This is a genomic window from Bacillus inaquosorum, from assembly GCF_023238325.1.
Lineage (GTDB): Bacteria > Bacillota > Bacilli > Bacillales > Bacillaceae > Bacillus > Bacillus inaquosorum.
On sequence record NZ_CP096592.1, the window covers coordinates 928,099 to 951,923 of the forward strand.

22 protein-coding genes are annotated in these 23,825 nt (G+C 46.2%); 14 read left to right on the forward strand and 8 right to left on the reverse strand.

What is annotated here, in order from left to right; genetic code table 11:
* Positions 1-7: 7 nt before the first annotated feature.
* From catE to lnrN, 10 genes are all read left to right on the forward strand, one after another.
* A complete protein-coding gene (catE, locus tag M1M80_RS04540; protein WP_060398191.1) occupies positions 8-865 on the forward strand; it encodes a catechol 2,3-dioxygenase in 858 nt (285 codons plus the stop codon).
* A gap of 93 nt (positions 866-958) precedes the next feature.
* Positions 959-1,903: an AraC family transcriptional regulator gene (locus M1M80_RS04545; RefSeq protein ID WP_060398192.1), complete on the forward strand. Its 945-nt coding sequence runs from the start codon at positions 959-961 to the stop codon at positions 1,901-1,903.
* A gap of 174 nt (positions 1,904-2,077) precedes the next feature.
* Positions 2,078-3,526 carry a sugar porter family MFS transporter gene (locus tag M1M80_RS04550; RefSeq protein ID WP_060398193.1) on the forward strand — a complete coding sequence of 483 codons (1,449 nt, stop codon included), beginning with the start codon at positions 2,078-2,080 and terminating at the stop codon, positions 3,524-3,526.
* 27 nt (positions 3,527-3,553) lie between these two features.
* Positions 3,554-4,495: a sugar phosphate isomerase/epimerase family protein gene (locus M1M80_RS04555; RefSeq protein ID WP_060398194.1), complete on the forward strand. Its 942-nt coding sequence runs from the start codon at positions 3,554-3,556 to the stop codon at positions 4,493-4,495.
* A gap of 9 nt (positions 4,496-4,504) precedes the next feature.
* On the forward strand, positions 4,505-5,686 hold the full coding sequence (locus tag M1M80_RS04560; RefSeq protein WP_080428976.1) for a Gfo/Idh/MocA family protein: 1,182 nt from the start codon (positions 4,505-4,507) through the stop codon (positions 5,684-5,686).
* A gap of 123 nt (positions 5,687-5,809) precedes the next feature.
* The gene (locus M1M80_RS04565) at positions 5,810-7,012 is read left to right on the forward strand and encodes a sensor histidine kinase (protein ID WP_080428977.1); all 1,203 of its coding nucleotides are present in this window, start codon (positions 5,810-5,812) and stop codon (positions 7,010-7,012) included.
* Positions 7,009-7,671 carry a two-component system response regulator LnrK gene (gene lnrK, locus M1M80_RS04570; RefSeq protein ID WP_003239759.1) on the forward strand — a complete coding sequence of 221 codons (663 nt, stop codon included), beginning with the start codon at positions 7,009-7,011 and terminating at the stop codon, positions 7,669-7,671. Before M1M80_RS04565 ends, lnrK begins: the two co-directional genes overlap by 4 nt.
* A 143-nt stretch (positions 7,672-7,814) precedes the next feature.
* The gene (gene lnrL, locus M1M80_RS04575; protein WP_060398197.1) at positions 7,815-8,750 is read left to right on the forward strand and encodes a linearmycin resistance ATP-binding protein LnrL; all 936 of its coding nucleotides are present in this window, start codon (positions 7,815-7,817) and stop codon (positions 8,748-8,750) included.
* 12 nt (positions 8,751-8,762) lie between these two features.
* Positions 8,763-9,953 carry a linearmycin resistance permease LnrM gene (lnrM, locus tag M1M80_RS04580; protein WP_060398198.1) on the forward strand — a complete coding sequence of 397 codons (1,191 nt, stop codon included), beginning with the start codon at positions 8,763-8,765 and terminating at the stop codon, positions 9,951-9,953.
* A gap of 14 nt (positions 9,954-9,967) precedes the next feature.
* Positions 9,968-11,122 (forward strand): linearmycin resistance permease LnrN, encoded by a 1,155-nt coding sequence (gene lnrN / locus M1M80_RS04585; RefSeq protein WP_060398199.1) that lies wholly within the window; start codon positions 9,968-9,970, stop codon positions 11,120-11,122.
* A gap of 36 nt (positions 11,123-11,158) precedes the next feature.
* Here the strand turns inward: lnrN and M1M80_RS04590 are convergent, their stop codons facing one another.
* Entirely contained in the window at positions 11,159-11,758 is a 600-nt protein-coding gene (locus tag M1M80_RS04590; protein ID WP_003239751.1) for a GNAT family N-acetyltransferase, read from the reverse strand.
* A gap of 51 nt (positions 11,759-11,809) precedes the next feature.
* On the reverse strand, positions 11,810-12,358 hold the full coding sequence (gene padR, locus M1M80_RS04595; protein WP_060398201.1) for a transcriptional regulator PadR: 549 nt from the start codon (positions 12,356-12,358) through the stop codon (positions 11,810-11,812).
* Between the two features lie 284 nt (positions 12,359-12,642).
* Here padR and estB point away from each other — a divergent pair, with 284 nt between their 5' ends.
* Complete coding sequence (gene estB, locus M1M80_RS04600) at positions 12,643-13,275, forward strand: esterase EstB (protein WP_080428978.1); 633 nt, start codon at positions 12,643-12,645, stop codon at positions 13,273-13,275.
* 197 nt (positions 13,276-13,472) lie between these two features.
* Here estB and M1M80_RS04605 read toward each other — a convergent pair whose 3' ends face one another.
* The 4 genes from M1M80_RS04605 to M1M80_RS04620 all read right to left on the reverse strand — a co-directional run bounded on the left by M1M80_RS04605 (position 13,473) and on the right by M1M80_RS04620 (position 16,579).
* Positions 13,473-14,126 carry a TetR/AcrR family transcriptional regulator gene (locus M1M80_RS04605; RefSeq protein ID WP_060398203.1) on the reverse strand — a complete coding sequence of 218 codons (654 nt, stop codon included), beginning with the start codon at positions 14,124-14,126 and terminating at the stop codon, positions 13,473-13,475.
* A gap of 74 nt (positions 14,127-14,200) precedes the next feature.
* Positions 14,201-14,839, reverse strand: coding sequence for an NAD(P)H-binding protein (locus tag M1M80_RS04610; RefSeq protein WP_060398204.1), 639 nt, complete (start codon positions 14,837-14,839; stop codon positions 14,201-14,203).
* Positions 14,840-14,855: 16 nt separating this feature from the next.
* Positions 14,856-15,863, reverse strand: coding sequence for an ABC transporter permease (locus tag M1M80_RS04615; RefSeq protein ID WP_015383135.1), 1,008 nt, complete (start codon positions 15,861-15,863; stop codon positions 14,856-14,858).
* The gene (locus M1M80_RS04620) at positions 15,860-16,579 is read right to left on the reverse strand and encodes an ABC transporter ATP-binding protein (RefSeq protein ID WP_060398205.1); all 720 of its coding nucleotides are present in this window, start codon (positions 16,577-16,579) and stop codon (positions 15,860-15,862) included. Before M1M80_RS04620 ends, M1M80_RS04615 begins: the two co-directional genes overlap by 4 nt.
* A 597-nt stretch (positions 16,580-17,176) precedes the next feature.
* On the opposite strand from M1M80_RS04620, the gene M1M80_RS04625 reads away from it, so the two are divergent.
* The gene (locus M1M80_RS04625) at positions 17,177-18,265 is read left to right on the forward strand and encodes an acyltransferase family protein (RefSeq protein WP_060398206.1); all 1,089 of its coding nucleotides are present in this window, start codon (positions 17,177-17,179) and stop codon (positions 18,263-18,265) included.
* A gap of 133 nt (positions 18,266-18,398) precedes the next feature.
* On the forward strand, positions 18,399-18,935 hold the full coding sequence (gene bstA / locus M1M80_RS04630) for a bacillithiol transferase BstA (RefSeq protein WP_060398207.1): 537 nt from the start codon (positions 18,399-18,401) through the stop codon (positions 18,933-18,935).
* Here bstA and M1M80_RS04635 read toward each other — a convergent pair.
* A complete protein-coding gene (locus tag M1M80_RS04635; RefSeq protein ID WP_060398208.1) occupies positions 18,932-20,488 on the reverse strand; it encodes an MFS transporter in 1,557 nt (518 codons plus the stop codon). The two genes, bstA and M1M80_RS04635, sit on opposite strands and share 4 nt — an antisense overlap.
* 111 nt (positions 20,489-20,599) lie before the next feature.
* A complete protein-coding gene (locus tag M1M80_RS04640) occupies positions 20,600-21,082 on the reverse strand; it encodes a MarR family transcriptional regulator (protein WP_003239733.1) in 483 nt (160 codons plus the stop codon).
* A gap of 172 nt (positions 21,083-21,254) precedes the next feature.
* On the opposite strand from M1M80_RS04640, the gene mprF reads away from it, so the two are divergent.
* On the forward strand, positions 21,255-23,825 hold the full coding sequence (gene mprF / locus M1M80_RS04645; RefSeq protein ID WP_060398209.1) for a bifunctional lysylphosphatidylglycerol flippase/synthetase MprF: 2,571 nt from the start codon (positions 21,255-21,257) through the stop codon (positions 23,823-23,825).

Here is a 23,825-nt window from a genome sequence, read left to right on the forward strand (position 1 = left end):
ATACAGCATGACCAGCATTCATGAGGATACAAACATTGGCTATGTCAAACTCACAATCCGCAGTCTGGAGCGCTCCCTTCAGTTCTACTGTAACGTCATCGGCTTTCAAGTCTTAAAAAAGACGGATCGCCAAGCCGAACTATCGGCTGACGGAAAACGCGTCCTGCTTGTTCTCGAAGAAAATCAGAGCGCCGTCGTCTTGCCTGAACGGTCTGTGACGGGCCTCTATCACTTTGCAATTCTTCTTCCAAACAGGAAGGAACTTGGTATCGCGCTCGCCCGCCTGATTGAACACGGCATTGCCATCGGACATGGGGATCATGCTGTCAGTGAAGCACTCTACCTGTCTGATCCTGATGGAAACGGAATTGAAATGTACGCTGACCGCCCCCGCAGCACGTGGCAGCGTGATCGTGAAGGAAACTACGTCATGACGACAACCGCTGTTGACATTGAGGGTCTTCTTGAAGTGGCCGGAGATGAGCGGAAAGCAACGCTTCCGAACGATACAATTATCGGACACATTCATCTGCATGTCAGTGATTTGAACGAAGCAAAAGCGTTCTATACGGATGTGCTGGGCTTTGACATTGTCGGAAACTATGCGGGCATGTCCGCTCTCTTCGTTTCAGCCGGAGGCTACCATCATCATATCGGCTTAAACATTTGGGCAGGAAGAAACGCGCCGCCTAAACCGACAAATGCCAGCGGACTAGACTATTACACGGTTGTCCTGCCTCATCAAGAGGAACTGGATCGAGTGGCAGACCGAGTCAAACGTGCCGGATATTCGATCGAAGAAACGGTAAACAGCTTCCGGGTGAAAGATCCTGTTTCCGGCGCCCATATTAGATTTGTGATTTGACTGTAATCCCTTTGCCGAAAAAACGGCAGGGGGATTTTTTATTTTTGTCCGCCTTGTTATGATGGGAGAACCAACTTGTTAGGAGGCGTTTACATGGAACTCAATCACCTTGTGACGGGCAAAATAGCATTAAATCAATATGTGCATCGCTTAGAGCAAAAGGATGTTTCATTTTACGTCCACTATTGGGGAGCGATGACGAACCACTATAACACACTGCTTCATAAGCATTCCTTTTATGAAGTTTGTTACGTCGTAAGAGGTGAAGGATATTACCTTGAAGGCGATCGTACATATCCGCTTCGTGAACAGACGATTTTTTTGTCAAAGCCGGAGCATTTGCACCAAATCAAAAGTGAAACAGGGCTGTTCCTTTTTTACGTCGCTTTCGAGCTGAGCGAGGATCAGTCAAGCGCCGAATGGATCAAAGTGATGGAAGAAGTGAAACAAAGCCCCTTTATCACAATGCAATTGAAAGATGGCGAACCGCCGGGCCTGCTTTGGAAAACGTTAATGCTGCAAGCAGCGCAGCCTGTCAATGCTTTTGACAAAGAGATCCTATCTCATTTGTCGCATGCATTGATCCTGTCATTAATCCAAACCTTTCTCCCGTCCGCCCATCGCCCGAAACAAAAGCAGCCCATTCACACATCTTCTGCTTTGCTGACAGAGGTGAAACTGCACATAAAAGACAATCTGTCACAGCCGTTAAAGCTGACGGATGTCGCCAGCCACTTTCATATCTCAGGGAGGCACTTATCACGTTTATTTGCAGCAGAACTGGGCTTCAGCTACTCAGAATTTGTCCAAAATGAAAAAATAAACAAAGCTGCCGAGCTGCTGAAATCAACGAATTTGTCGATTAAAGAAATAGCGGAAGAAATCGGTTTCTCAGTACATTATTTCACTCGCGTCTTTTCCGCCAAAATCGGCAGCTCACCAGGGCTTTTCCGCTCCCTTTATAAAGACTCAAAAATGACCGCATTTCAAATCAATAAACCTTTTCAAAAAATCGAACAGGCCAAGCCGCACGAATAAGATGTCCTGAAATGACAAAACAATGTCTTCATATGATAAAGACGCGAGAAATCTCGTTGTCTTATAATCTTTTTAGAAAGCGGTTACAAAAATGTGTGTTGCTGAAGGAGGGATACATTGGCTTATGCTTGGTGTCGGGTGCTCTGCCATTCTTGAAAGAAGGGGAAGAAAGCCGTGAGTACAAAAAAGAAAGAGGCTGTAAAAGAAAAAGAAAGCTTAGCTCATAAAGGGCTTTTACGAACGATTACATTGGTATCTACATTCGGCGGCCTGTTGTTCGGTTATGATACGGGTGTCATTAATGGGGCACTTCCTTTTATGGCAACTGCAGGTCAACTCAATCTTACACCTGTTACAGAAGGACTGGTTGCGAGTTCCCTGCTTCTCGGGGCAGCCTTCGGGGCGATGTTTGGAGGACGTCTGTCCGATCGGCACGGCCGCCGAAAAACGATCCTTTATTTAGCCTTACTCTTCATCGCAGCCACACTTGGCTGTACCTTTTCACCAAACGCGTCCGTGATGATTGCCTTTCGTTTTCTGCTCGGACTGGCGGTTGGCTGCGCTTCTGTAACGGTTCCAACCTTTTTAGCGGAAATTTCGCCGGCAGAACGCAGGGGACGAATCGTGACACAAAATGAACTGATGATCGTAATTGGCCAGCTGCTGGCATACACCTTTAACGCCATTATCGGCAGCACAATGGGGGAGAGCGCAAATGTATGGAGGTATATGCTGGTCATCGCGACACTTCCGGCTGTTGTGTTATGGTTCGGAATGCTCATCGTGCCTGAAAGCCCGCGTTGGCTGGCGGCTAAAGGCAGAATGGGTGACGCCCTGCGGGTGCTTCGGCAAATCCGTGAAGACAGCCGGGCACAGCAGGAAATAAAAGAAATCAAACATGCGATTGAGGGCACAGCAAAAAAGGCCGGCTTTCATGATTTTCAAGAGCCGTGGATCAGGCGCATTCTATTCATTGGGATCGGAATCGCCATCGTACAGCAAATTACCGGTGTCAATTCGATCATGTACTATGGGACAGAAATTCTGAGAGAAGCCGGTTTTCAAACAGAAGCTGCATTAATCGGCAATATTGCAAACGGTGTTATTTCAGTTATAGCGGTCATTTTTGGGATATGGCTTCTCGGCAAAGTCCGCCGCCGGCCCATGCTGATCATCGGACAGATTGGCACGATGACAGCCCTTCTGCTGATCGGGATTTTATCTATTGTCCTTGAAGGAACACCCGCCCTGCCGTATGTTGTGCTGAGTTTGACCGTTTTGTTTCTTGCGTTTCAGCAGGCTGCCATTTCTACGGTGACGTGGCTGATGCTCTCGGAAATCTTTCCTATGCATGTGCGGGGGCTTGGCATGGGGATCAGCACCTTCTGCTTGTGGACAGCTAACTTTCTCATTGGATTCACCTTTCCCATTTTGCTCAATCATATTGGGATGTCGGCGACATTTTTTATCTTTGTCGCTATGAATATCCTAGCGATTCTATTTGTGAAAAAATATGTGCCTGAGACAAAAGGGCGGTCACTTGAACAGCTTGAGCATTCCTTTCGCCAGTATGGCCGCCGCGCTGATCAGGAAATCCAAAATCAAACAACTCACTTATCGTAATCTGCAGATACCAGGAGGAATCTATCAATGAAACTATCTTATGTAACAGACAGCTTAGGACATTTGCCTTTTGAAGAAATGCTCGATTTTGCCGCGGAGCTTGGCATTGATACGCTTGAAATGACAACCGGAGGCTGGTCGCCTGCGCCTCACTTGAATCTTGATGAACTGCTGCAAAGCAGCCACAAAAGAGAAGAGTTTTCAGCAGCGCTGGAAAAGCGGAATATGACACTTTGCGCTTTAAACTGCTCGGGGAATCCTTTGGATCCAGGCGAACTGGGCAAATTGCACAGAGAAGTAACGGCCAAAACGATGGAGTTAGCTGGATTATTAGGCGTCAAAAAAGTGATCATGATGAGCGGCCTGCCAGCCGGCGGCCCGGACGACAAAGTGCCGAACTGGATCACATACACAGTGAGCTGGCCTCCCGTTTTAAAAGATATCCTCAACTATCAATGGGAAGATGTTGCGATTCCTTATTGGAAGGAGCTTGTCCAAAAAGCGGAAGCCTGCGGTGTTGAAAAAATCGCGCTTGAAAATTTCAGCTCTCAATTAGTCTATAATCCTGAGACTCTCTTTCGGCTCAGAAATGCAGTCGGCCCGATGGTCGGTTTGAATCTTGACCCGAGCCATTTATTATGGATGGGCGCAGACCCGATCATCGCGGCAAGGGAGCTCGGAGAAGCCATTCACCATGTTCACGGAAAAGATGTCAGAATTGAAAGACATTTAGCTGCAGTTAACGGGCTGTTAGAAACAAAAGAAGTGACAGATCCTGCAAACCGGGCATGGAATTATGTAGCTGTCGGCTGCGGACAGGATTTACAGTGGTGGAAGGAATTTTTTTCAGTCGTAAAAATGATGGGGTATGACGGTGAGGTTTCCTTAGAAATGGAGGACTTAACGATGTCACCGGAAGCGGGCATCCGCACATCGATAGAAGCTTTAAAACAAACCATCAGCCAATAGGAGGTTTTTCTGATGCTAAATGGAGAAAGAATCATTTCAAAACCGCTGCGCTGGGCAATGGTAGGCGGCGGGCGGCTCAGCCAGGTTGGATATAAACATCGTATTGGAGCGCTGAGAGACAATACTGCCTTTCAATTAATCGCAGGCGCCTTTGATATCGATGCCGAAAGAGGAAAAGACTTTGGGGTGAACCTCGGAGTGGATGCGGAACGCTGTTATCCTGACTATCAAACAATGTTTGCGGAGGAAGCGAAAAAAGAGGATGGCATAGAGGTTGTATCGATTGCCACGCCGAACGGCACTCATTATGAGATCTGTAAGGCGGCGCTTGAAGCAGATCTGCATGTCATTTGTGAAAAACCGCTGTTCTTCACTTCAGAAGAGGGCTATGAAATCAAAGCGCTCGCAGAGAAAAAAGGGAAAATTGTCGGCGTGACATACGGTTTTTCCGGCAATCAAATGCTCCTTCAAATGCGTGCGATGATTGAGCAAGGCAAGATCGGCGATATTCGTGTGGTTGACTTGCAGTACACACACGGTTTTTGTGCAGCAGATGAGGGCGAAAACATAAGCGCTGCACAGAAATGGCGTGTCGACCCTGCGATCGCCGGGCCAAGCTTTGTGCTGGGCGATTTATCTACCCACACGTATTATATGTCGCAGCTCATTATGCCGCAGATGAAAATCAAAGAGCTGCTGTGTGACCGCCAGAGCTTCGTCGGCAGCCGAGCGCCGCTGGAGGACAACGCACATGTGCTCATGCATTATGAAAACGGAGCGGTCGGAACGATGTGGACATCATCAATCAATGCCGGATGTATGGATGGCCATAGAATCCGGATTGTCGGCTCAAAAGCAAGCATCGAATGGTGGGACAGCAAGCCAAACGAACTGACGTATGAAGTGCAGGGAGAGCCGATTCAGACACTCGTTCGCGGCATGCCGTATTTAGACGGTGCGTGCAGTGCTGATGAACGTCTGGGCGCCTTACACAGCGAAGGGCTGTCAGACGCGTGGGCCAATATTTATCTTAAGTTTGCCGTTGCGATTGATGCGAAAAACCGCGAAGATCAAGAAACCTTGAACAACTTGGTGTATCCTGACATTGATGCAGGAATCGAGGGCATCCGCTGGATTGAGAATTGCGTGCGTTCAGCAGACCAAGGATCAGTATGGGTTGAATTCAAATAAATAAACGAAAGCGCCGCTTATGACATTAAGTTCATATGCGGTTTTTATTTTCCAGAAACTCCTGTCAAAAATGACCTGAGGCAGGTATGATAAGAAAGGAATTGGGTAACGGGAGTGATGAGCGTGAAGGCTCTTATATTTACTAGGATTTTCACCTTAATGGTAAGTTGTTCGGTTTACTTTTTTCTTGTAAAAGATGACCGCTGGTTTGAGTATTTGTTCATCGCTGGCGGTGCGGGTGTGTTCTTAGCAAATCATCTCTTATTAAGAGTAGAGAAGTATGCCGTTATTTTTTGTCTGATTGATATTGCAGTAGGCTTTTCATTCGGTTTCATATTTCCGGGTACAGGTTTATATATCACATTGCTCAGCCCGGTTGCTGTTACCTTTTTTTTGAAAGGGTTTGACCGGAAAACAGTATGGTCTGTCCTTTGTTTTTGTTTTATCATGTGGCTGATTGTGCTCATTCGTACATATCGTATGTTCGGCGATGAATATGTGATGGATCATTGTATCAGCATGACATTCGTTGTCTTTTGCGGAGTTGTCGGTAAATTAATCCGCAAGCTGTTGGATACACAGGAAACGGCAAAACAGCAGTTTCAGGAACTGACGGAGTCACACTTGGCGCTGTCTGCTGCGCACCAGGAGCTGCATTTATATGCGAAGCAGGTTGAAGAGCTGACTGCCATTCATGAGCGGAACAGAATGGCAAGGGACATCCATGATACAGTCGGGCACAAAATGACGGCGCTCCTCGTACAGCTGCAGCTTTTGCGTGAATGGCAAAAAAGAGACAGCCAAAAAGCGGAGGAGACGGTCGGGGTATGTGAAACGCTTGCCCGCGAAGCGCTTGATGATGTCCGCTTATCAGTGCGCACCCTGCAAACGGAAAACGATCCTTCATTAATCGAAACGCTGAAACAGCTGACAGAAGACTTTTACAAAAATGCGGGAATCACAACCGATTTTGCGGTCAGCGGTGATCCGGCGGTGATCCCGCTGTCTCTTCATCCGACTCTGGTCAGAACGGTGCAGGAAGCACTGACCAATGCCAAACGGCACGGCGGTGCCACGGCCTGTTCGATCCAGCTTGCCTGCGCACCGGACAGCATCAGCCTTGTCATTAAGGATGACGGAAAAGGAAATCCCGACGCGGCACTCGGCTTTGGTCTCTTGAACATGAAAAAACGGGCAGCGGAGCATGGCGGAATGATCCGCTTTGAGAGCGAACGGGATCAAGGATTTACTGTGATCGCCAAATTTTCACTGGCTAATAAAAAATGGAGCTTCGGGCCCGCGCAGCAAAAGGAGAGTTTATCATGATTAAGATCATCATTACCGACGATCAGGATATCGTCAGAGAAGGGCTGGCATCGCTGCTTCAGCTCAGAGAAGAGCTTGATGTGATCGCAACAGCGCGAAACGGGCAGGAAGCCTTCGAAAAGGCGAAAGAACTTGAGCCGGATATTGTGTTAATGGACATCCGAATGCCGGTCTCCAACGGAGTTGAAGGGACAAAATTGATTACAAGCTCGCTGCCCGGCGTAAAGGTTTTGATGCTGACGACCTTCAAGGATTCAGAGCTGATTGCTGAAGCGCTTGAAGAAGGAGCGAGCGGGTACCTGCTGAAGGACATGTCGGCAGATACGATTGTAAAAGCGGTGATGACTGTTCAATCTGGGGGTATGGTGCTTCCTCCGGAACTGACAGCCCAAATGCTGAATGAATGGAAGCGTGAAAGACAGCTGAAAGGAATAAACGAGAAAGAAAAACCTAAGGAGCTGCACGACCTGACCGATCGTGAAATGGAAGTTCTCGCTGAGCTGGGGTACGGGCTGAATAACAAAGAAATTGCCGAGAAGCTGTACATTACAGAAGGCACAGTGAAAAATCACGTTTCGAACATTATCAGCAAGCTGTCTGTCAGAGACAGAACCCAAGCCGCCATCTATTCAGTCAGATATGGTGTATCTGTCTTTTGACATATGACGTTCAGCATATACATTTCTCTGAAAAGGCCTTTTACAGGCCTTTTTTTCATGCCTTATGTTCTATCCGGCGCTACATGCCGCACGCCCTTCTTTTTTCTACAATGGCAATGGGATTAAAAAAGGAGTGAAACGACGTGCTGCAAGCAGAAAACATCAAAAAGGCCTATGGGAAAAAAACAATCGTGAAAGGCATTTCTTTTTCCCTCCAAAAGGGGGAGTCGTTCGGGCTGCTCGGGCCAAACGGTGCGGGGAAGTCCACAACCATCTCGATGATTTCCGGCCTCGTGCCGCATGACAGCGGGAACATCACAGTGGGCGGCTATGTCATCGGAAAAGAAACAGCTAAAGCGAAACAAAAAATCGGTGTTGTCCCGCAGGAAATTGCTTTATATCCTACGCTGACGGCCCATGAAAATCTTATGTTTTGGGGGAAAATGTACGGACTTACGCACGGAGAGGCCAAAAAAAGATCGGCAGAGGTCCTTGAATATGTCTGCCTGACTGAGCGGGCCAAAGATAAAATTGAAACATTCTCAGGCGGAATGAAACGGAGAATCAACATTGGTGCCGCCTTAATGCACAAGCCTGAGCTGCTGATCATGGATGAACCGACTGTCGGAATCGACCCTCAATCGAGAAATCATATTTTAGAAACGGTGAAACAGCTCAATGAAACGGGCATGACGGTGATCTACACGAGTCATTACATGGAAGAGGTTGAGTATTTATGCGACCGGATCGGCATTATTGATCAGGGAGAAATGATTGCGATCGGCACAAAAACCGATTTGTGCAGCCGCCTTGGAGGCGATACCATCATTCAGCTCACGGTTAGCGGGATCGACGAAGCGTTTCTATTTGCGATCCGTTCTCTGGCTCATGTCAATGATGTAACAGTACATGAGTCAGAGCTCAAAATTGAAATTGCTGCGGCTCATCATGAGAAAGTCGTCACAAGTCTGCTTGCGGAAGCAACCGCCCATCATATAAACCTGCTGTCTCTTCAGGTGCAGGAACCGAATCTGGAGCGCCTGTTTCTGAATCTGACCGGCCGCACTTTGCGGGATTAAGGAGGGACGGCTATGAAAAAAAGCATATGGATCGCATGGAAAGATGTCAAAATCAGAATCACGGACAGAAAAGGGTTTATAATGCTTATCTTAATGCCGCTGATCCTGACCTGTATTTTAGGGGCGGCGCTCGGATCGGTTGTTGACGGAGGCAGCCAGATTGACGACATCAAAGTCGGCTATGTCCAATCAGGCCAGTCAGATGCAGCGAACATGTTCAAAACAGATGTGCTCAAAAAAATGAAGTCGATAAAGGTCACACAAGCCAGCAGTGAAGAAGAGATGAAGAAACTGCTTGATGAAAAGAAAATCGATGTCGGTATCGTTATCCCGAGTCATTGGGAAGCCGGCAAAACGTCAGCTTTTGTCTATGCTGACCCTGATCAAACATTAAAAAGTTCCATCATCGAAACAGCCGCCGGCTCTTTTATAGAGCAATATAAAGCGGTTCGGGAAGCCGCGTCAGCCTCAATGGACTACGTCAGCAAAACGGCAGCTGTAAAGCAAGGAAAACTTGATCCTTCACAGATTGCAGAAAAGCTGGTAAAGACGCTTGAAAAAGAAACGGGTGACAAACTGACTATTGCGGAAAAATCAGTCGGCAGCAAGGCCGTTACGAGTTTTCAATACTATTCGGCGGCAATGCTTTGCATGTTTATGCTGTTTCATATGACAGTCGGGGCGAAATCATTCTTACAGGAAAAGGATACGGAGACGCTTGCCAGAATGCTGATGACGCCTGTGCAAAAATACGCCATTCTCTTCGGAAAATGGCTTGGAACCTATCTGTTTGCCATCATACAATTTTTTATTTTTCTGATCGTCACGATCAATGTATTCGGTGTAGACTGGGGCGATAATCTGCTGTTTGTGAGTGTGCTCGGGCTTTCATACGCTGCAGCTGTATCCGGCATTTCCATGCTGCTTGCGTCGTGCATCAGCGATATGAAATCGGCCGATGCGATAGGCGGCTTCGGCATTCAATTGCTTGCGGTTCTCGGCGGGTCCATGCTGCCGCTGTACCAATTTCCTGACTTCTTGCAGTCTGTATCCAAAGCGGTACCGAATCGATGGGCGCTTGACGGCTTTCTTTCTTTAATGGAAGGGGGAGGCTGGGCTGACCTTCAAAAGCCTGTGCTTCTTTTTGCGGCGATCGGCCTTTGTTCGCTCGTGCTTGGTATCAGACGGCTTCATACAAGATAAGGAGGTACACCAAGGTGAAAAAAATCATAGCCATTTGCGGCATTGAGCTTTCTCTCATTTTCAAGAAACGGCAGAACTATTTGATGATGTTTGCTGCCCCGCTTTTGCTGACCTTTGTATTTGGGGGGATGCTCGGCAGCAATGACGACAAGCTGCGGCTTGCGATCGTTGATCAGGACGACACGATTCTCTCGCAGCATTACATTCGGCAGCTGAAGTCACACGATGATATGTATACATTCGAAAACATGTCTGAAAGCAAAGCGTCAGAAAAGCTGAAACAAAAGAAAATTGCCGGGATCATTATCTTATCCCGCTCATTTCAGGCACAGCTGGAAAAAGGAAAACATCCTGAGCTGATCTTCCGCCACGGCCCGGAGCTGTCGGAAGCGCCGATGGTCAAACAGTACGCGGAAAGCACATTGGCAAAGCTCAATATTCAAGTTGCCGCGGCGAAAACGGCAGCTCAGGCAGCGGGAGAGAACTGGAAGGCGGCTTATAAAACGGTTATCGCCAAAGATCACGAAGATGCAGCGCCAGCCGTAAAACGAAAGACACTCAGCAATCAAAAAGAGGGTGCAGACGCAAGTGACATAGCTTCCAGAGCAGCAGGCTTTTCCATCCTGTTTGTCATGCTGACCATGATGGGGGCGGCGGGAACCATTCTTGAAGCAAGAAAAAACGGCGTCTGGTCCAGGTTGCTTACAGATGTCAGCCGAGCGGAAATCGGTGCTGGGTATGTGCTGTCCTTCTTTGTCATAGGCTGGATTCAATTTGGCATCTTGCTTCTCGCATCCCATTGGCTGTTTGGCATCAACTGGGGGAATCCGGCTGCGGTTATTGTGTTAGTGTCGCTTTTTCTGCTGACAGTTGTCGGCATCGGATTGGTGATTGCGGCCAATGTCAGAACGCCGGAACAGCAGCTTGCGTACGGCAACTTATTCGTCATCGCAACATGTATGGTAAGCGGAATGTATTGGCCGATAGACATTGAACCGACATTTATGCAATCTATCGCTGAATTTCTTCCGCAAAAGTGGGCGATGAGCGGCTTGACTGAGATTATCGCTAACGGTGCGCACGTCACAGATATTTTCGGGATCTGCGGTATCTTGCTTGCTTTTGCAGCAATTACCTTCATAGTGGGGCTGAAAGCGCTCCGCGCCTAAAAAAACATCTGCCCCCGGGGCAGATGTTTTTCGCAATCATTTTGTTTTTTCTGTAAGCTGCAGTCTCTGTTCCAAATGCTGTTTCACGGACGGCCACTCACTGTCGATGATGCTGTAAAATACCGAGTTGCGGAATGTTCCGTCTTTTCTGATCATTTGGTTTCGCAATATGCCTTCTTTAACTGCTCCCAGCCGTTCAATGGCCTTTTGCGATCTGATATTCCGCTCATCTGTTTTGAACTGCACCCGAATCGTGTTCAGCTGTTCAAAGCAATATTGTAACAGCAAATATTTGCATTCAGTGTTGACCGAGGTGCCCCACACTGAAGGGTGAAACCACGTCCAGCCGATCTCAAGGCTTCTTGCAGCAGATGACATATACAGAAATCGTGTCGTGCCGACGATTTTGCCAGTCTCGCGTTGAATAATCACGAATGGACATTCTGCACCCGAATCTTTCGCTTGCAGCGCTTCCTCAACAAAAGCCTCCATATCATGCAGCGTTCTGATGGTTTTCGGTAAATGCGCCCAGATGTTTTCATCATTTGCAGCTTCATATAAACCTTGAATATGGCTTTTATCCATCGGCACCACTCGGATCAGTTCCCCTGTTAATTCACGCAATGTCACCTTCAATTGTCCGTCCCCCCGCATTAAGTATCGGAGCAGCCAGAAGGCCGCTCCCGGTCAATTCTTATCTATCATGGCCAAAATTGACTCCAGCCAAGAAACATAATTTTTCTCCCGCTCCAGCGCTTTCGTCAGCACGAGATAGTGGCCGAAGTCCGGTGAAGAAAACGACATCGGCTCTGCTGAAGCCATAAGCTTTTCATAGCTTCCCTGCAGATCAGACAGCTTGGCCTTGCGTTTCAGCAGCTGGTCTGTGAACAAGTCGGAAGCCTCCTGCCGTGATAGACAAGAAATGAAATAAGCCTTCAGCATAAATTCATCCTTCACCGTCTCTGGTATCGGCTGGTGGCGGATCAGCCAGTCGTGCAGCTCCTGCTTTCCGCTGTCTGTCAGGGTGTACATTTTTTTCTCCAGCTTTGTGCCTTGAATTGTTGTCCGGAACGTGATAAATCCTTCATCTGTCAGCTTTTTGAGCTCAGGATAAATCTGACTGTGCTTGGCGCTCCAAAATTGGCCAAGCTCCTCTTTAAAATAACTCGTAATATCATATCCGCTCAATTCGCCTTTTCGCAAAAGCCCTAATATGGCGTATTTTAATACTCTCATGCTATCCTCCGTGTCTATGGCTGTTTCGCACAAAAGATGAGCAAGTGCTCATCTGTGATCCTAACTGCCTATTCCCCTTATTATAGAAAAGGGAGGAAGGGAACACAACCCGGTCTACTCGTGAAATGAAGATATAAGGTATGTAATGATTTGAGAAGATATCGGATTCATTTCTATCGATCATAAAAAATGATATATGTAATTTTCTGAAAAAATATTAACTATATTGATGTTTTATGTATAATAGGAAATTGGTGGTATAAATATTTTAAGGGGGAATGAATGTGAAAAAAGTATTGATTACATTCGCTATCTGTTTATCGCTGATTCTATCTGTTCTAGCCGCTCCGCCGTCAAGCGCAAAAGCTGAATCAGTACATAATCCTGTTGTTCTTGTTCATGGAATAAGTGGTGCCTCATACAACTTTTTCGCTATTAAAAACTACTTAATTTCTCAAGGCTGGCAAAGCAACAAACTGTATGCAATTGATTTTTATGATAAAACAGGGAACAATCTAAATAACGGCCCGCAGCTCGCTTCATATGTTGACCGCGTTTTAAAAGAAACGGGAGCCAAAAAAGTAGATATTGTGGCTCATAGTATGGGAGGCGCCAACACGCTGTATTATATTAAATATTTAGGCGGGGGCAATAAGATTCAAAATGTCGTAACGCTTGGAGGGGCTAATGGTTTAGTTTCGTCAACAGCACTGCCGGGCACAGATCCAAATCAGAAAATCCTCTATACATCTATCTACAGTCTAAATGATGAAATAGTGGTCAACAGTCTTTCCAGACTGCAAGGAGCAAGAAATATTCAGCTTTATGGCATCGGCCATATTGGCTTGCTTTCTAATAGCCAAGTTAACGGCTATATCAAAGAAGGATTGAATGGCGGGGGACTAAATACAAACTAATGCTTGAAAATCTACGGGTGATTTGAAACCTGCTGTTAGTTAATACAGCAGGTTTTTTTGTTTTCTGATCGATTGAAATGAGGAGGAAGATAGAACGAAAACTGAGTTGATTTTTTGCAGGCTATTATATGAGGTAAATACCTTCTAATACTATCCTAATTGTATATCGCAATTCTCAAAAAAAGATGAGCCAGTGCTCATCTTTTTTGTGTGACCCCGTACAAAATAAATTGAATCGTCCGCTCTTTTTCAAGCTCTTCATCCATTTCCTCTCCCATCAGCAAAAACCGGGTAATGATAAGTCCGATGATAGAAGAGATCGTCGTGCGGATGATGGTATCCGCCGGAAGGTCCCGCAGTTCGCCGGTGCTTTGGAAATGCTCGATAATGTGCTTGAACTTATCGTACACATGTTCATTGAAGACCTGCTTGTACACATTTCTGAATTCTTCCTGGTAGAAGGCTTCCTGAATAAAGATCTTCAAAACGGGGAAGTGCTTTTTAACAAATTCAAAGCGGTTGTTCAGCATTTCCCGAATGAAGACCTCATATGACGGATAATCCTGCTCAAACACTTCTTTGCTGAAATTTTTGGCGAAAGCAGGGGCAACAACCTTTGTCACCGTTGGTATCACAATTGACAGCAGCAAATCCTTTTTCGTCTTATAATGCCTAAAAATCGTCCCTTCAGCAACGCCGGCTTTTTTGGCTATTTCGCTTGTGGATGTCGAGGCAAATCCTTTTTCAGCAAACATTTCAATAGCCGCACTCAGAATGTGCCGCTGTTTTTCGCTCATTTTTATTTGTTCGCCTTCTATATGCAATAATTCTTCAAGAGATTTCGCATCCATTGTTCGTACTCCTTCTGAAAGCCTGTTCCCTTTATTATAGAAAAGGCGGACAGGGAACACAACCAATCCCGCTGTTAATTTGAGATAAAGGGTGTTTTTTGTGAAAAGGAATGACCCTCAATCTGCTGAACTAAAAATGCTGCAATATCTAAATTGGTGATTCTCATTCCCGGCGAATTGAAGAAATCAACTTTTACAGCGCCCTGAGTCTGAGCATCTGTTACAAAAGGAAGTCGGACAAGCGTCCAATCCAATCCGCTGCGTGATAATATATGAAGCTCTTTCTTTTTATCGGCAATCATTTGCGGATAGAGGAGGCGAAAGAGAAGCGCGCCTATTCTATAAACCAATGATTTTCGGTCACCTTCAATATCTAACGAAGCGCCAGTCACTCCGATATATCTGTCTATGTTGCATTCTTTCATGACAGTAACGATGAGTTCTGTCACTGTACTGTATAACGGGACGGCTCTTTCAGGCTGTCCGAACGTATTGACGACGGCGCTGCATCCTTCCAGCAGCGTGCGGATGCTTTGCGGGTGCTGGGCATCTCCGCGAATGACATCAATTCTCTCGTCAATGTGAGGGGGCCGCTCCGGCTGCCTGACGAGCATACGGACTTGATAGCCTTTTGCAAGAGCCTGGCTGGCTATAAAACGGCCTGCTTTACCCGTCCCTCCGATAATGGCGATTTTTTTACTATGATTTGTCAATCATAAAACACCTCTTTTACAGTCTTCGATATTTTTTCAGAATGAGAATGTTTAAGAATGCGAATAAAATGGTGAAGCCCGCCAAGATAAGAAGATCATTTGCGATCTCTGACATGCCTTGGCCTTTCATCATAATCAGCTTCAAGGCGTCTGCTCCGTAGTACAGAGGCATGATCTGCTGCAGTGACTGAAGCCAGCCGGCCAGACTATCCATCGGAAAAAGACCTGAGAAAAACACCTGCGGCACAATGACGAGCGGGACAAATTGAATCAGCTGAAGCTCGTTATTGGCAAACGCTGATAAAAATGTGCCAAGCGTTAAAGCCGTCAAAGAAAGCATTACCGTTACGATTAACACAAGCCAGAACGATCCGCCCTGATACAATCCAAGAATTTGAACAGCATACCAAGTGATCAACACAGATTGGAGGGTTGTAAACAAGCCAAAGCCTAATCCGTATCCGGCGACAATTTCCCAGCGGCGCAGAGGTGTTGAGAGGATCCGGTCAAGCGTGCCGTTCGTCCGTTCTCTTAAAAAAGAAATCCCTGCGATTAAAAAAACAAAGAAGAAAATAAATAAGCCGATTAGTGTCGGACCGGTATAATCAAACGTGCTCAAATCCTCTTTGCCGTAGGCATAAGAGACCTCTGCTGGCTGTTTTTGCTGACTGCCTCCAGTTGTAATGATCTGAAGCAATTGTTTGTTCTTAGACTGGCTGCCATCAAGTGTCACTTTCATATGCTGATTTGTGAATGAAATAAATGCGTCTAGCTGTTCATCATCTATATGCTGTTTTGCATGGGTATTCGAAAATTCTGTCACCTTGATATCTTTTTTCTCCAGTTGCTGCGTCATTTCGTCCGGCAGATGATACCCTCCGACATGAAATGAGTCCTCCTTATGATCAAGGATGAGGTGAACCAAAGTCAAGACCAAAAGCGGAGCCAGCAGCATCAAAAGCAGCGTTCGTTTATCCCGGTAAAATTGCAGAATGATTTTTACGGCAAGTACAGTCACTCTCATGTTGCACTCCCTCCAGAAAGAAGAAAGACATCTTCAATAGATGCTGCTTTGTATTTATTCATCAGTTCTTTAGGCGAACCGCTGTCAATCATTCGGCCATCCCTGATCAGTCCAAGGCGGTCGCATTTTTCAGCCTCATCCATAACATGTGTCGTCACAAGAATGGCGGCTCCGTTTTCTTTCAGACGGCCGAGTTCACCCCAGATCGACCGGCGCAAAACGGGATCAATTCCGACAGTGGGCTCATCAAGAGCAAAAACGTCCGGCTCGTGAACGAGTGTTATCGCAAGGGACAGCCTTCTTTTCATCCCTCCGGAAAAAGCACTTACTTTCTTCTCGGCATGTTCAGTCAAGTCAACCAAGTGAAGAACTTGATCCATCCGTTCACGCTTTCGTTTTCCTTTCATTCCAAACAGCCCGGAAAAAAATGAAAGATTTTCCTTTGCGGTCAAGTCTTCATAAAGCGCGTCAGACTGGCCCATATAACCGATCCGATGAAACATGTTCAAATTTGGCATCGGTGTTCCGCACACAGCAACTGTGCCGGTGGATGGCTTCAGCATCCCGATCATCATTTTAATCAGCGTTGTTTTTCCTGATCCGGAGGGGCCCAGCAATCCAAAGATTTCTCCCTGATTCACAGTAAAGGTAAACGGCTCTAAAACAGTTTTGCTGCTGAATCGTTTGCTGACATCTCGCATTTCTATTACGTCCATATTGATCTGCCTCCTTATTTATTAAAGTGAGTAATCACTCATTAATAAATTACCACGAACAGGGAAGGTTGTAAAGTGAGTAATCACTCACATCAAAATGAAGAATATCGTATTTGAAAAAGCTTAAAAGGGGTGAAGTTCACCAAATTTCGAAAGCCAGTCAGTTATATACACTGGTGGACTCTGAGGTATGGCGGTGAGATCAGGAGGTCTGATATGAAACATGAACGAGAAACCGAGGGCTGCTTCCTAAAGGGTTATAAAAAGCAAAATCGGCTCACGTGTTTTATACGGCTGATGCGCCCGCCTGGTACATGAAACGTGATGCTGATTGGATTATGATCAAGAAAGGCATTTTGCAATTTTTGCGGGATCAAACATGTGAATAGGACTTTGTTTTCACGTGTTAAACATCGCACCCTGAATGTTCGGGACAAATGGCTGGAGAATGTCTATTAAAAAAATCATGGATATGAATGGCTGCTAGTCTTTCATGCATAGAGAAAGATAAGACATCAGTCTCTTTTTTAAAATGAATCGTGTGTGTTAAGGTACAACCATCGATTTCTAAAAATTTGAAATAAAAGGAGCGCAGTTATGCAAATTAAAGAAATTTTTATGATCCGCTGCATTTCGTGCTTAAGTGTCGTCTTGCTCCATATCATTTCAATGGTCCTGATGCTTCAGGCAGAAGCTCTCGCAGATATTTCTCACACCGTAGATTCTTTCCGCACACTCCTGATGTTCAGCACGCCTGCCTTCATTTTTATCTCTGAATTTTTGCTGGCCCGTTCTTATCCTGACGGGGTGCCGGACGGTTTTTTAAAGAAGCGGGGAAAAGTGATTTTCGTTCCTTTTTTATTTATCGCGGCCATCGATGCACTGCTGATGACCAGTGCGATGGGGGGAGAGATCACCTTTCTCGCGATCGTGCAAAAGTATTTGGCGAACGTATTGTTAGGAAACTTTATCGGATACTTTATTCTCGTCATCTTTCAATTTTACATTCTGCATATGATGTTTCATGAGTATTTGAAAAAAGCATCGCCGAAATGGGTGCTGTCCATCTCATTTGTGGTGACAGCCGCCTATTTAAGCTATTTTTCAGCAGTCAGCCCGGCTCCCGCTTCAGAAGAGGGCGGTGGGTTTCCGTTCTTCTGGGTTCCGTTCGCAGGCTGGCTTTTCTACTTTTGTCTTGCCTACTATTGCGGAAAGGAGTATAAACGCTTTTTAGCCTTGCTGAACCAATACCGCATAGTGATATACGGCGCCGCGCTAGCTTCTGCTGCGCTGGTTGTCACTGTTTCTTATGTCGGTGAAATCGGCATGATCAGCTCGAAACGGCCTGATATCATGCTGTATTCGACAAGCATGATTTTCCTGTGCTTTCACTTGTTTTCTAAAATGAAGCATGTGCCGAAAATCATTATGTTTATCAGCAACTATTCCTTTTCGATTTATCTGCTTCATGCTTATTTTATGATCATAGGCTACGTTTTGCTTTTAAATATGCCTGGGATTCCCGCCGTACCGGCTGTTCTCCTGTTGTTTGCCGTGTGCACAGCCGGCCCGATTCTGACCTCATGGGCACTGAATAAATTCAAATACGGTTATTTATTTGTGGGGAAGATCTATCAGCCAAAACAGAAGAAAGCCACATTAGAAGTGCGTGATCACGCAGGGTGAAAACAAGCGGCAGGAGAGAGGTTCCTGCAGCTTGTTGTATGTTTTTTACTGTAGAACTGTTTTAAATCATACAGCATGCACAATCTTTTTCTTGTAAAATAAAGGAGAAGATTGAACAGAAGGGAGAACATACATGACAACAGCCAATCTAAGCTATCCAATAGGAGAATACCAGCCGAGGGAATCGGTATCGAAGGAGCAAAAAGATGAATGGATTCAAGCGCTTGAAAAAGTGCCGGTCAAACTGAAGAAAGCCGTTGAAGGCATGACGGAAAGCCAGCTTGACACACCGTACCGAGACGGGGGATGGACCGTTCGGCAAGTTATTCATCATCTGGCTGACAGTCATATGAACAGCTATATTCGGTTTAAATTGAGCTTGACGGAAGAGACACCGGCCATCCGTCCATATGATGAAAAAGCGTGGTCGGAGCTAAAGGACTCGAAAACAGCAGATCCAAGCGGTTCACTCGCACTTTTGCAGGAGCTTCACGGGAGATGGACGGCTCTTCTCCGCACCCTGACGGATCAGCAATTTCAGCGCGGCTTTTACCATCCCGATACAAAGGAGATCATGACCCTAGAAAACGCGCTCGGGCTGTATGTCTGGCACTCACATCATCATATCGTTCATATTACGGAGCTTTCCAAACGGATGGGGTGGTCTTAACGCTTTTGCCGGCGGAAAGCCGGAATACTGATAGGAGCAATCACCAGCAGTGAAATCACAGCAGCGGCGGCATATAAATGATCATAGCCGCTGGCGACACTCGCATGAATGGCGTCGCTTATCGCGGTTTTGACTTCAGGCACGGGAATCCGTTCGATTTGTTCTTGTAAAGAAGAAACATCAGAACTGTCGATCTCCGGAATCATCTGCATCGCCGTTCCTGAATGTCCGCTGTCCGATAAGCGGCTGCTGATTTCATCACCTATTTGGTCAAACCCGGCTGTGATAAAACCTGCATAAAGAGTAGGCGCCAATGTCAGTCCGATTTGCCTTACCAATGAAAGCGTGCCGAGCGCCGTGCCCTTATTCGTTTTAGCCGCCTCTGATACAAGGACGTTCAGCGGAGCGCCTAACAGGAAGCCAAAACCGATGCCAGCGACTACACTAGCGATTACAAACTCCCATTTTTCCGTCACCCAGAGCGGAAATAAAGCAAATCCCGCACATGAAATGATTCCCGAAAGAATAACGGTTTTCACCGGCCCTTTTTTGTCGGTGAGCGCTCCGCCAAGCCAAGCGCCGATTCCGGAAGCTAACGCAAGCGGTGTCATCCAATAGCCTGCTTTTGCAGCAGGAACGCCCAAATACTGCTCAACATATGACGGGATAAAAATGACCGCCGCCAAGAGTCCGCCGGATAATAAACCGATGATAAGCGTGCGCTGAAACATGTGGTTTCTCAGCAGAGAATACGCCAAAATCGGATCGCCCCCGCGCATTTCAACCCTCTTTTCAAACGAGATAAGCGCTGTAAGACAGAGAATGCCAAAAACAATACATCCATACACTTCTGGATCTCCCAAGCTGTTTAAAAGATTTGCCCCGTCAAGATTCGTCATGCCGTACATCACAGCTAAAATCGACAGGGACAGAAGGAAGATTCCAACCATATCGAGGCGTTTAGCCTCAGGCGCTTTTGTTTCCGCAATAAAACATGCACCGAAAACAACTAATAGCACTGCAATCGGCAAATTAATCAAAAACAGCCAATGCCAAGACCCGGTCCAATCAAGCAGAAAGCTTCCAATATTCGGCCCGAGCACAGCAGCCATCCCGTTCATCGCGCCAAGCAGCCCAAGCGCCTTCCCCTGCTTTTCCTTTGGAAGGGTAGCGAGAATGTGCGAGCTGCCGATAATGAAAATCCCGCCGCCCCCAAGCGCCTGAATCAGCCGAGAGATCAGAAAGAGCGGGAAGCTTTGGCTCAAAGCAACAAGCAAAGAACCAAGTCCGAACAGGCAAACCTCAATGAGAAAGAGTTTCTTTCTGCCATAGCGGTCTGAAAGCTTTCCGACGATCGGCACACTGACGCTAAGACCGAGTGTATAGAGGGTAATGCCCCATGATCCCCAGGAAGGAGAAACGGCGAACGACTCGTTTATCGTTGTTAAAGCAGCCGAAATAATTCCGTTATCCAGCGCAGCCATAAACACACCAATCGTAAACAGGCTGATCGCCCACTTTTGGCTTTTCTGCTCTGTCAATGCTTCAGACATATTCATCAACCCCTTTTTAATTCACTTCGAATATATTATTCATTTTAAGTGAACTAAATGTCAAATAAAAAAAGCCTGCTTCCGCAGTTTGCGGATGACAGACTTAAAGACTTATTCTTTTTTTGCATTCTCCAATGCTTTGGAAAGGATAGAAAGCCCTTCGGAAACCGCCTGCTTTTCTTCAGGAGACAGCAGCTCCAATGAACGCTTTAATTTCAGATGGCCCTTTTCATATAGACCCCGAAAAATATTTTTTGCATTCTCCGTCAACTGAACAACCACTGAACGGCGGTCCTCTTCAGAATGTGATCGTTTGACAAACCCTGATTTCTCTAGACGGTCAAGCAGCCCTGTTGTATTGGACAGGGAAGCCCCCATTTTTTCAGCAATGTCGCTGACCTTCAGTGTTCCATGGTTGTTTAATAGCATCATCACTTTCATTTGCGGCATGCTCATATCAAGCTTCATCCACTCGGACACATCACCGAGACCGGCTGAGGTTAAGACTTTCATATAGAGCACCCATATTTCCCGTTCCTCAGATGAAAGAATGTTTTCGTTTAACACCGTTGTATCATGTAAATTATATTCCATTTCATCACTTCCTCATCATTCGCTCCTCTTACCATATTACTCGATTTTCACTGCTGAAAGAAAGTGAGCAGAAACTGCATCAGGGACTTTGTCCGAAAAATAGAGGTAGTGTATAATGAGTTGGAGATTATTGGGGGAAGAAGATCGAACTAGAATATGATTGGAGAGACCATTGCTGATTAAAAAGAATGCTTTATCAATTTTAAAAATTGTTTTTCCTATTGCTGTTTTACTATTTGTTATTTATCAATCGAAAAAAGAACTGACAAATCTGTCATTCAAACGCACGCTCATGGTCATCAATGGGCTGGAACGAACGGACTTATTCATCCTTGTATTGATAGGCCTGCTGGCTGTTGCTGCCATGTCGCTGTATGATTACGTCCTGAAATACTCACTGCGTCTATCGATCACAAACGGAAAGGTATTCAGGGTTTCCTGGATCGCCAATTCATTCAATAACGTACTCGGATTCGGCGGTTTAGCCGGAGTCGGGTTAAGAATGATGTTTTATAAAGAGCATACGAAAGACCATAAGGCGCTAGTAAAAGGAATCGCCTGGCTTACATCATCTATGCTGCTCGGATTATCTGTTTTCAGCATTTTCGTCGCCGCACGAGTGCTGCCAGTGGATGAAGTGCTTCATGAAAAGCCTTGGCTGTGGGCAGTCGTTATCGGTTTCGCACTGATTTTGCCGCTATCCTTGGCGGTGTCTAAAATCAAAGGCCGCAAAGGCGGAGCCGAAGAGAATGCGGAACAAGTGAAAAATCCGATTTTCGCTTATATTGGCGCTTCCGTTGCCGAATGGGTTATGGCTGGAATCGTCATCTATTTGTCTTTGTTCGCTATGGGCATTCATGCTGATATCAGGTATGTGTTCGGGGTATTCGTCATTGCGGCGATCGGAGGGATGATCAGTCTCGTGCCGGGCGGCTTTGGCTCGTTTGACCTTTTGTTTTTGCTCGGGATGGAGCAGCTTGGCTATCATCAGGAGGCCATTGTTACATCTATTGTTTTGTACAGGATCGTCTATTCATTTATCCCATTCGGCCTGGGACTGTTCTTTGCTGCCGGCGACCTGACTGAAAATACAATGAAACGGCTCGAAACGAACCCGCGCATCGCACCGGCAATTGAGACGACAAACGTTCTGCTTGTTGTCCAGCGGGCGATATTAGTGAGAATTTTACAAGGCTCACTTTCCCTTATTATATTCGTTGCAGGTTTGATTGTCCTGGCTTCAGTATCCTTGCCGATTGACAGGCTTACCGTCATTCCGCACATTCCGCGCCCGGCCCTTTTGCTGTTCAACGGCCTGTCCTTAAGCTCAGCGCTCATTCTGCTGATTTTGCCGATCGAGCTTTATAAACGGACAAAACGCTCGTATACAATGGCGATTACAGCGCTTGTCGGCGGCTTTGTGTTCAGCTTCTTAAAAGGACTCAACATCAGTGCGATATTCGTACTGCCGATGATTATTGTATTGCTTGTGCTTTTGAAAAAACAATTTGTCCGAGAACAGGCATCCTATACGCTTGGACAAATGATTTTCGCTGCAGCGCTTTTCACTGTGGCGCTCTTTAACTACAACATCATCGCAGGTTTCATTTGGGACCGGATGAAGAAGGTGCTGCGCCACGAATATTTCGTCCACAGCGATTCTCATATCACGCATGCGACGATCATGGCAATTATCATTGTGCCGCTGTTCTTCTTCATATTTACAATGGTGTATCATAAGAAGACAAAACACATCGGGGAAAAAGCTGATCCCGAACGCCTTGCTTCGTTTTTAAATGAAAACGGAGGCAACGCGCTGAGCCATCTCGGCTATCTTGGAGATAAGCGGTTTTATTTTTCAAGTGACGGGAATGCATTGCTGATGTTTGGAAAAATCGCCAGAAGGCTGGTCGTACTCGGCGATCCGTCAGGACAAAGAGAATCGTTCCCGCTCGTGCTGGAAGAATTTCTGAACGAAGCACACCAGAAGGGGTTCAGTGTTTTGTTCTATCAAATTGAACGAGAGGACATGGCGCTGTATCACGATTTTGGCTATAACTTCTTTAAGCTGGGCGAGGAAGCCTATGTGGACTTAAACACATTTACCCTCACAGGGAAGAAAAAAGCCGGCCTTCGGGCAATCAATAACCGGTTTGAGCGGGAGGAATATACCTTCCATGTGGATCATCCCCCATTTTCTGATGCGTTCTTGGAGGAACTGAAACAAATTTCAGATGAATGGCTCGGCTCAAAAAAGGAAAAGGGATTCTCGCTCGGATTTTTTGATCCTTCCTATTTACAGAAAGCGCCGATCGCCTACATGGAAAATGCAGAAGGGGAGATCGTTGCATTCGCAAATGTCATGCCGATGTATCAGGAAGGAGAGATATCAGTTGATCTGATGCGCTACCGCGATGACGCCCCGAACGGCATTATGGATGCATTGTTCATCCGAATGTTTTTATGGGCGAAGGAGGAAGGCTGCACGTCGTTTAACATGGGAATGGCGCCCTTGGCCAATGTCGGCACCGCCTTTACATCCTTCTGGTCAGAAAGATTTGCCGCTATCATTTTTAATAATGTCAGATACATGTACAGCTTCAGCGGCCTCAGGGCCTTTAAAGAAAAATACAAACCGGAGTGGCGCGGCAAATACTTGGCGTACCGGAAAAACAGATCTCTTTCTGTCACCATGTTCCTCGTCACGCGGCTGATCGGAAAAAGCAAAAAAGACTCCGTCTAA

Coding starts and splice junctions, on each gene's coding strand:
- M1M80_RS04640 (WP_003239733.1), bottom strand. CDS start 21,082: ATGGAATATAATTTACATGATACAACGGTGTTAAACGAAAACATTCTT.
- M1M80_RS04545 (WP_060398192.1), top strand. CDS start 959: ATGGAACTCAATCACCTTGTGACGGGCAAAATAGCATTAAATCAATAT.
- catE (WP_060398191.1), top strand. CDS start 8: ATGACCAGCATTCATGAGGATACAAACATTGGCTATGTCAAACTCACA.
- bstA (WP_060398207.1), top strand. CDS start 18,399: ATGACAACAGCCAATCTAAGCTATCCAATAGGAGAATACCAGCCGAGG.
- padR (WP_060398201.1), bottom strand. CDS start 12,358: ATGAGAGTATTAAAATACGCCATATTAGGGCTTTTGCGAAAAGGCGAA.
- M1M80_RS04605 (WP_060398203.1), bottom strand. CDS start 14,126: ATGGATGCGAAATCTCTTGAAGAATTATTGCATATAGAAGGCGAACAA.
- M1M80_RS04635 (WP_060398208.1), bottom strand. CDS start 20,488: ATGTCTGAAGCATTGACAGAGCAGAAAAGCCAAAAGTGGGCGATCAGC.
- M1M80_RS04555 (WP_060398194.1), top strand. CDS start 3,554: ATGAAACTATCTTATGTAACAGACAGCTTAGGACATTTGCCTTTTGAA.
- M1M80_RS04615 (WP_015383135.1), bottom strand. CDS start 15,863: ATGAGAGTGACTGTACTTGCCGTAAAAATCATTCTGCAATTTTACCGG.
- M1M80_RS04620 (WP_060398205.1), bottom strand. CDS start 16,579: ATGGACGTAATAGAAATGCGAGATGTCAGCAAACGATTCAGCAGCAAA.
- lnrK (WP_003239759.1), top strand. CDS start 7,009: ATGATTAAGATCATCATTACCGACGATCAGGATATCGTCAGAGAAGGG.
- lnrM (WP_060398198.1), top strand. CDS start 8,763: ATGAAAAAAAGCATATGGATCGCATGGAAAGATGTCAAAATCAGAATC.
- M1M80_RS04625 (WP_060398206.1), top strand. CDS start 17,177: ATGCAAATTAAAGAAATTTTTATGATCCGCTGCATTTCGTGCTTAAGT.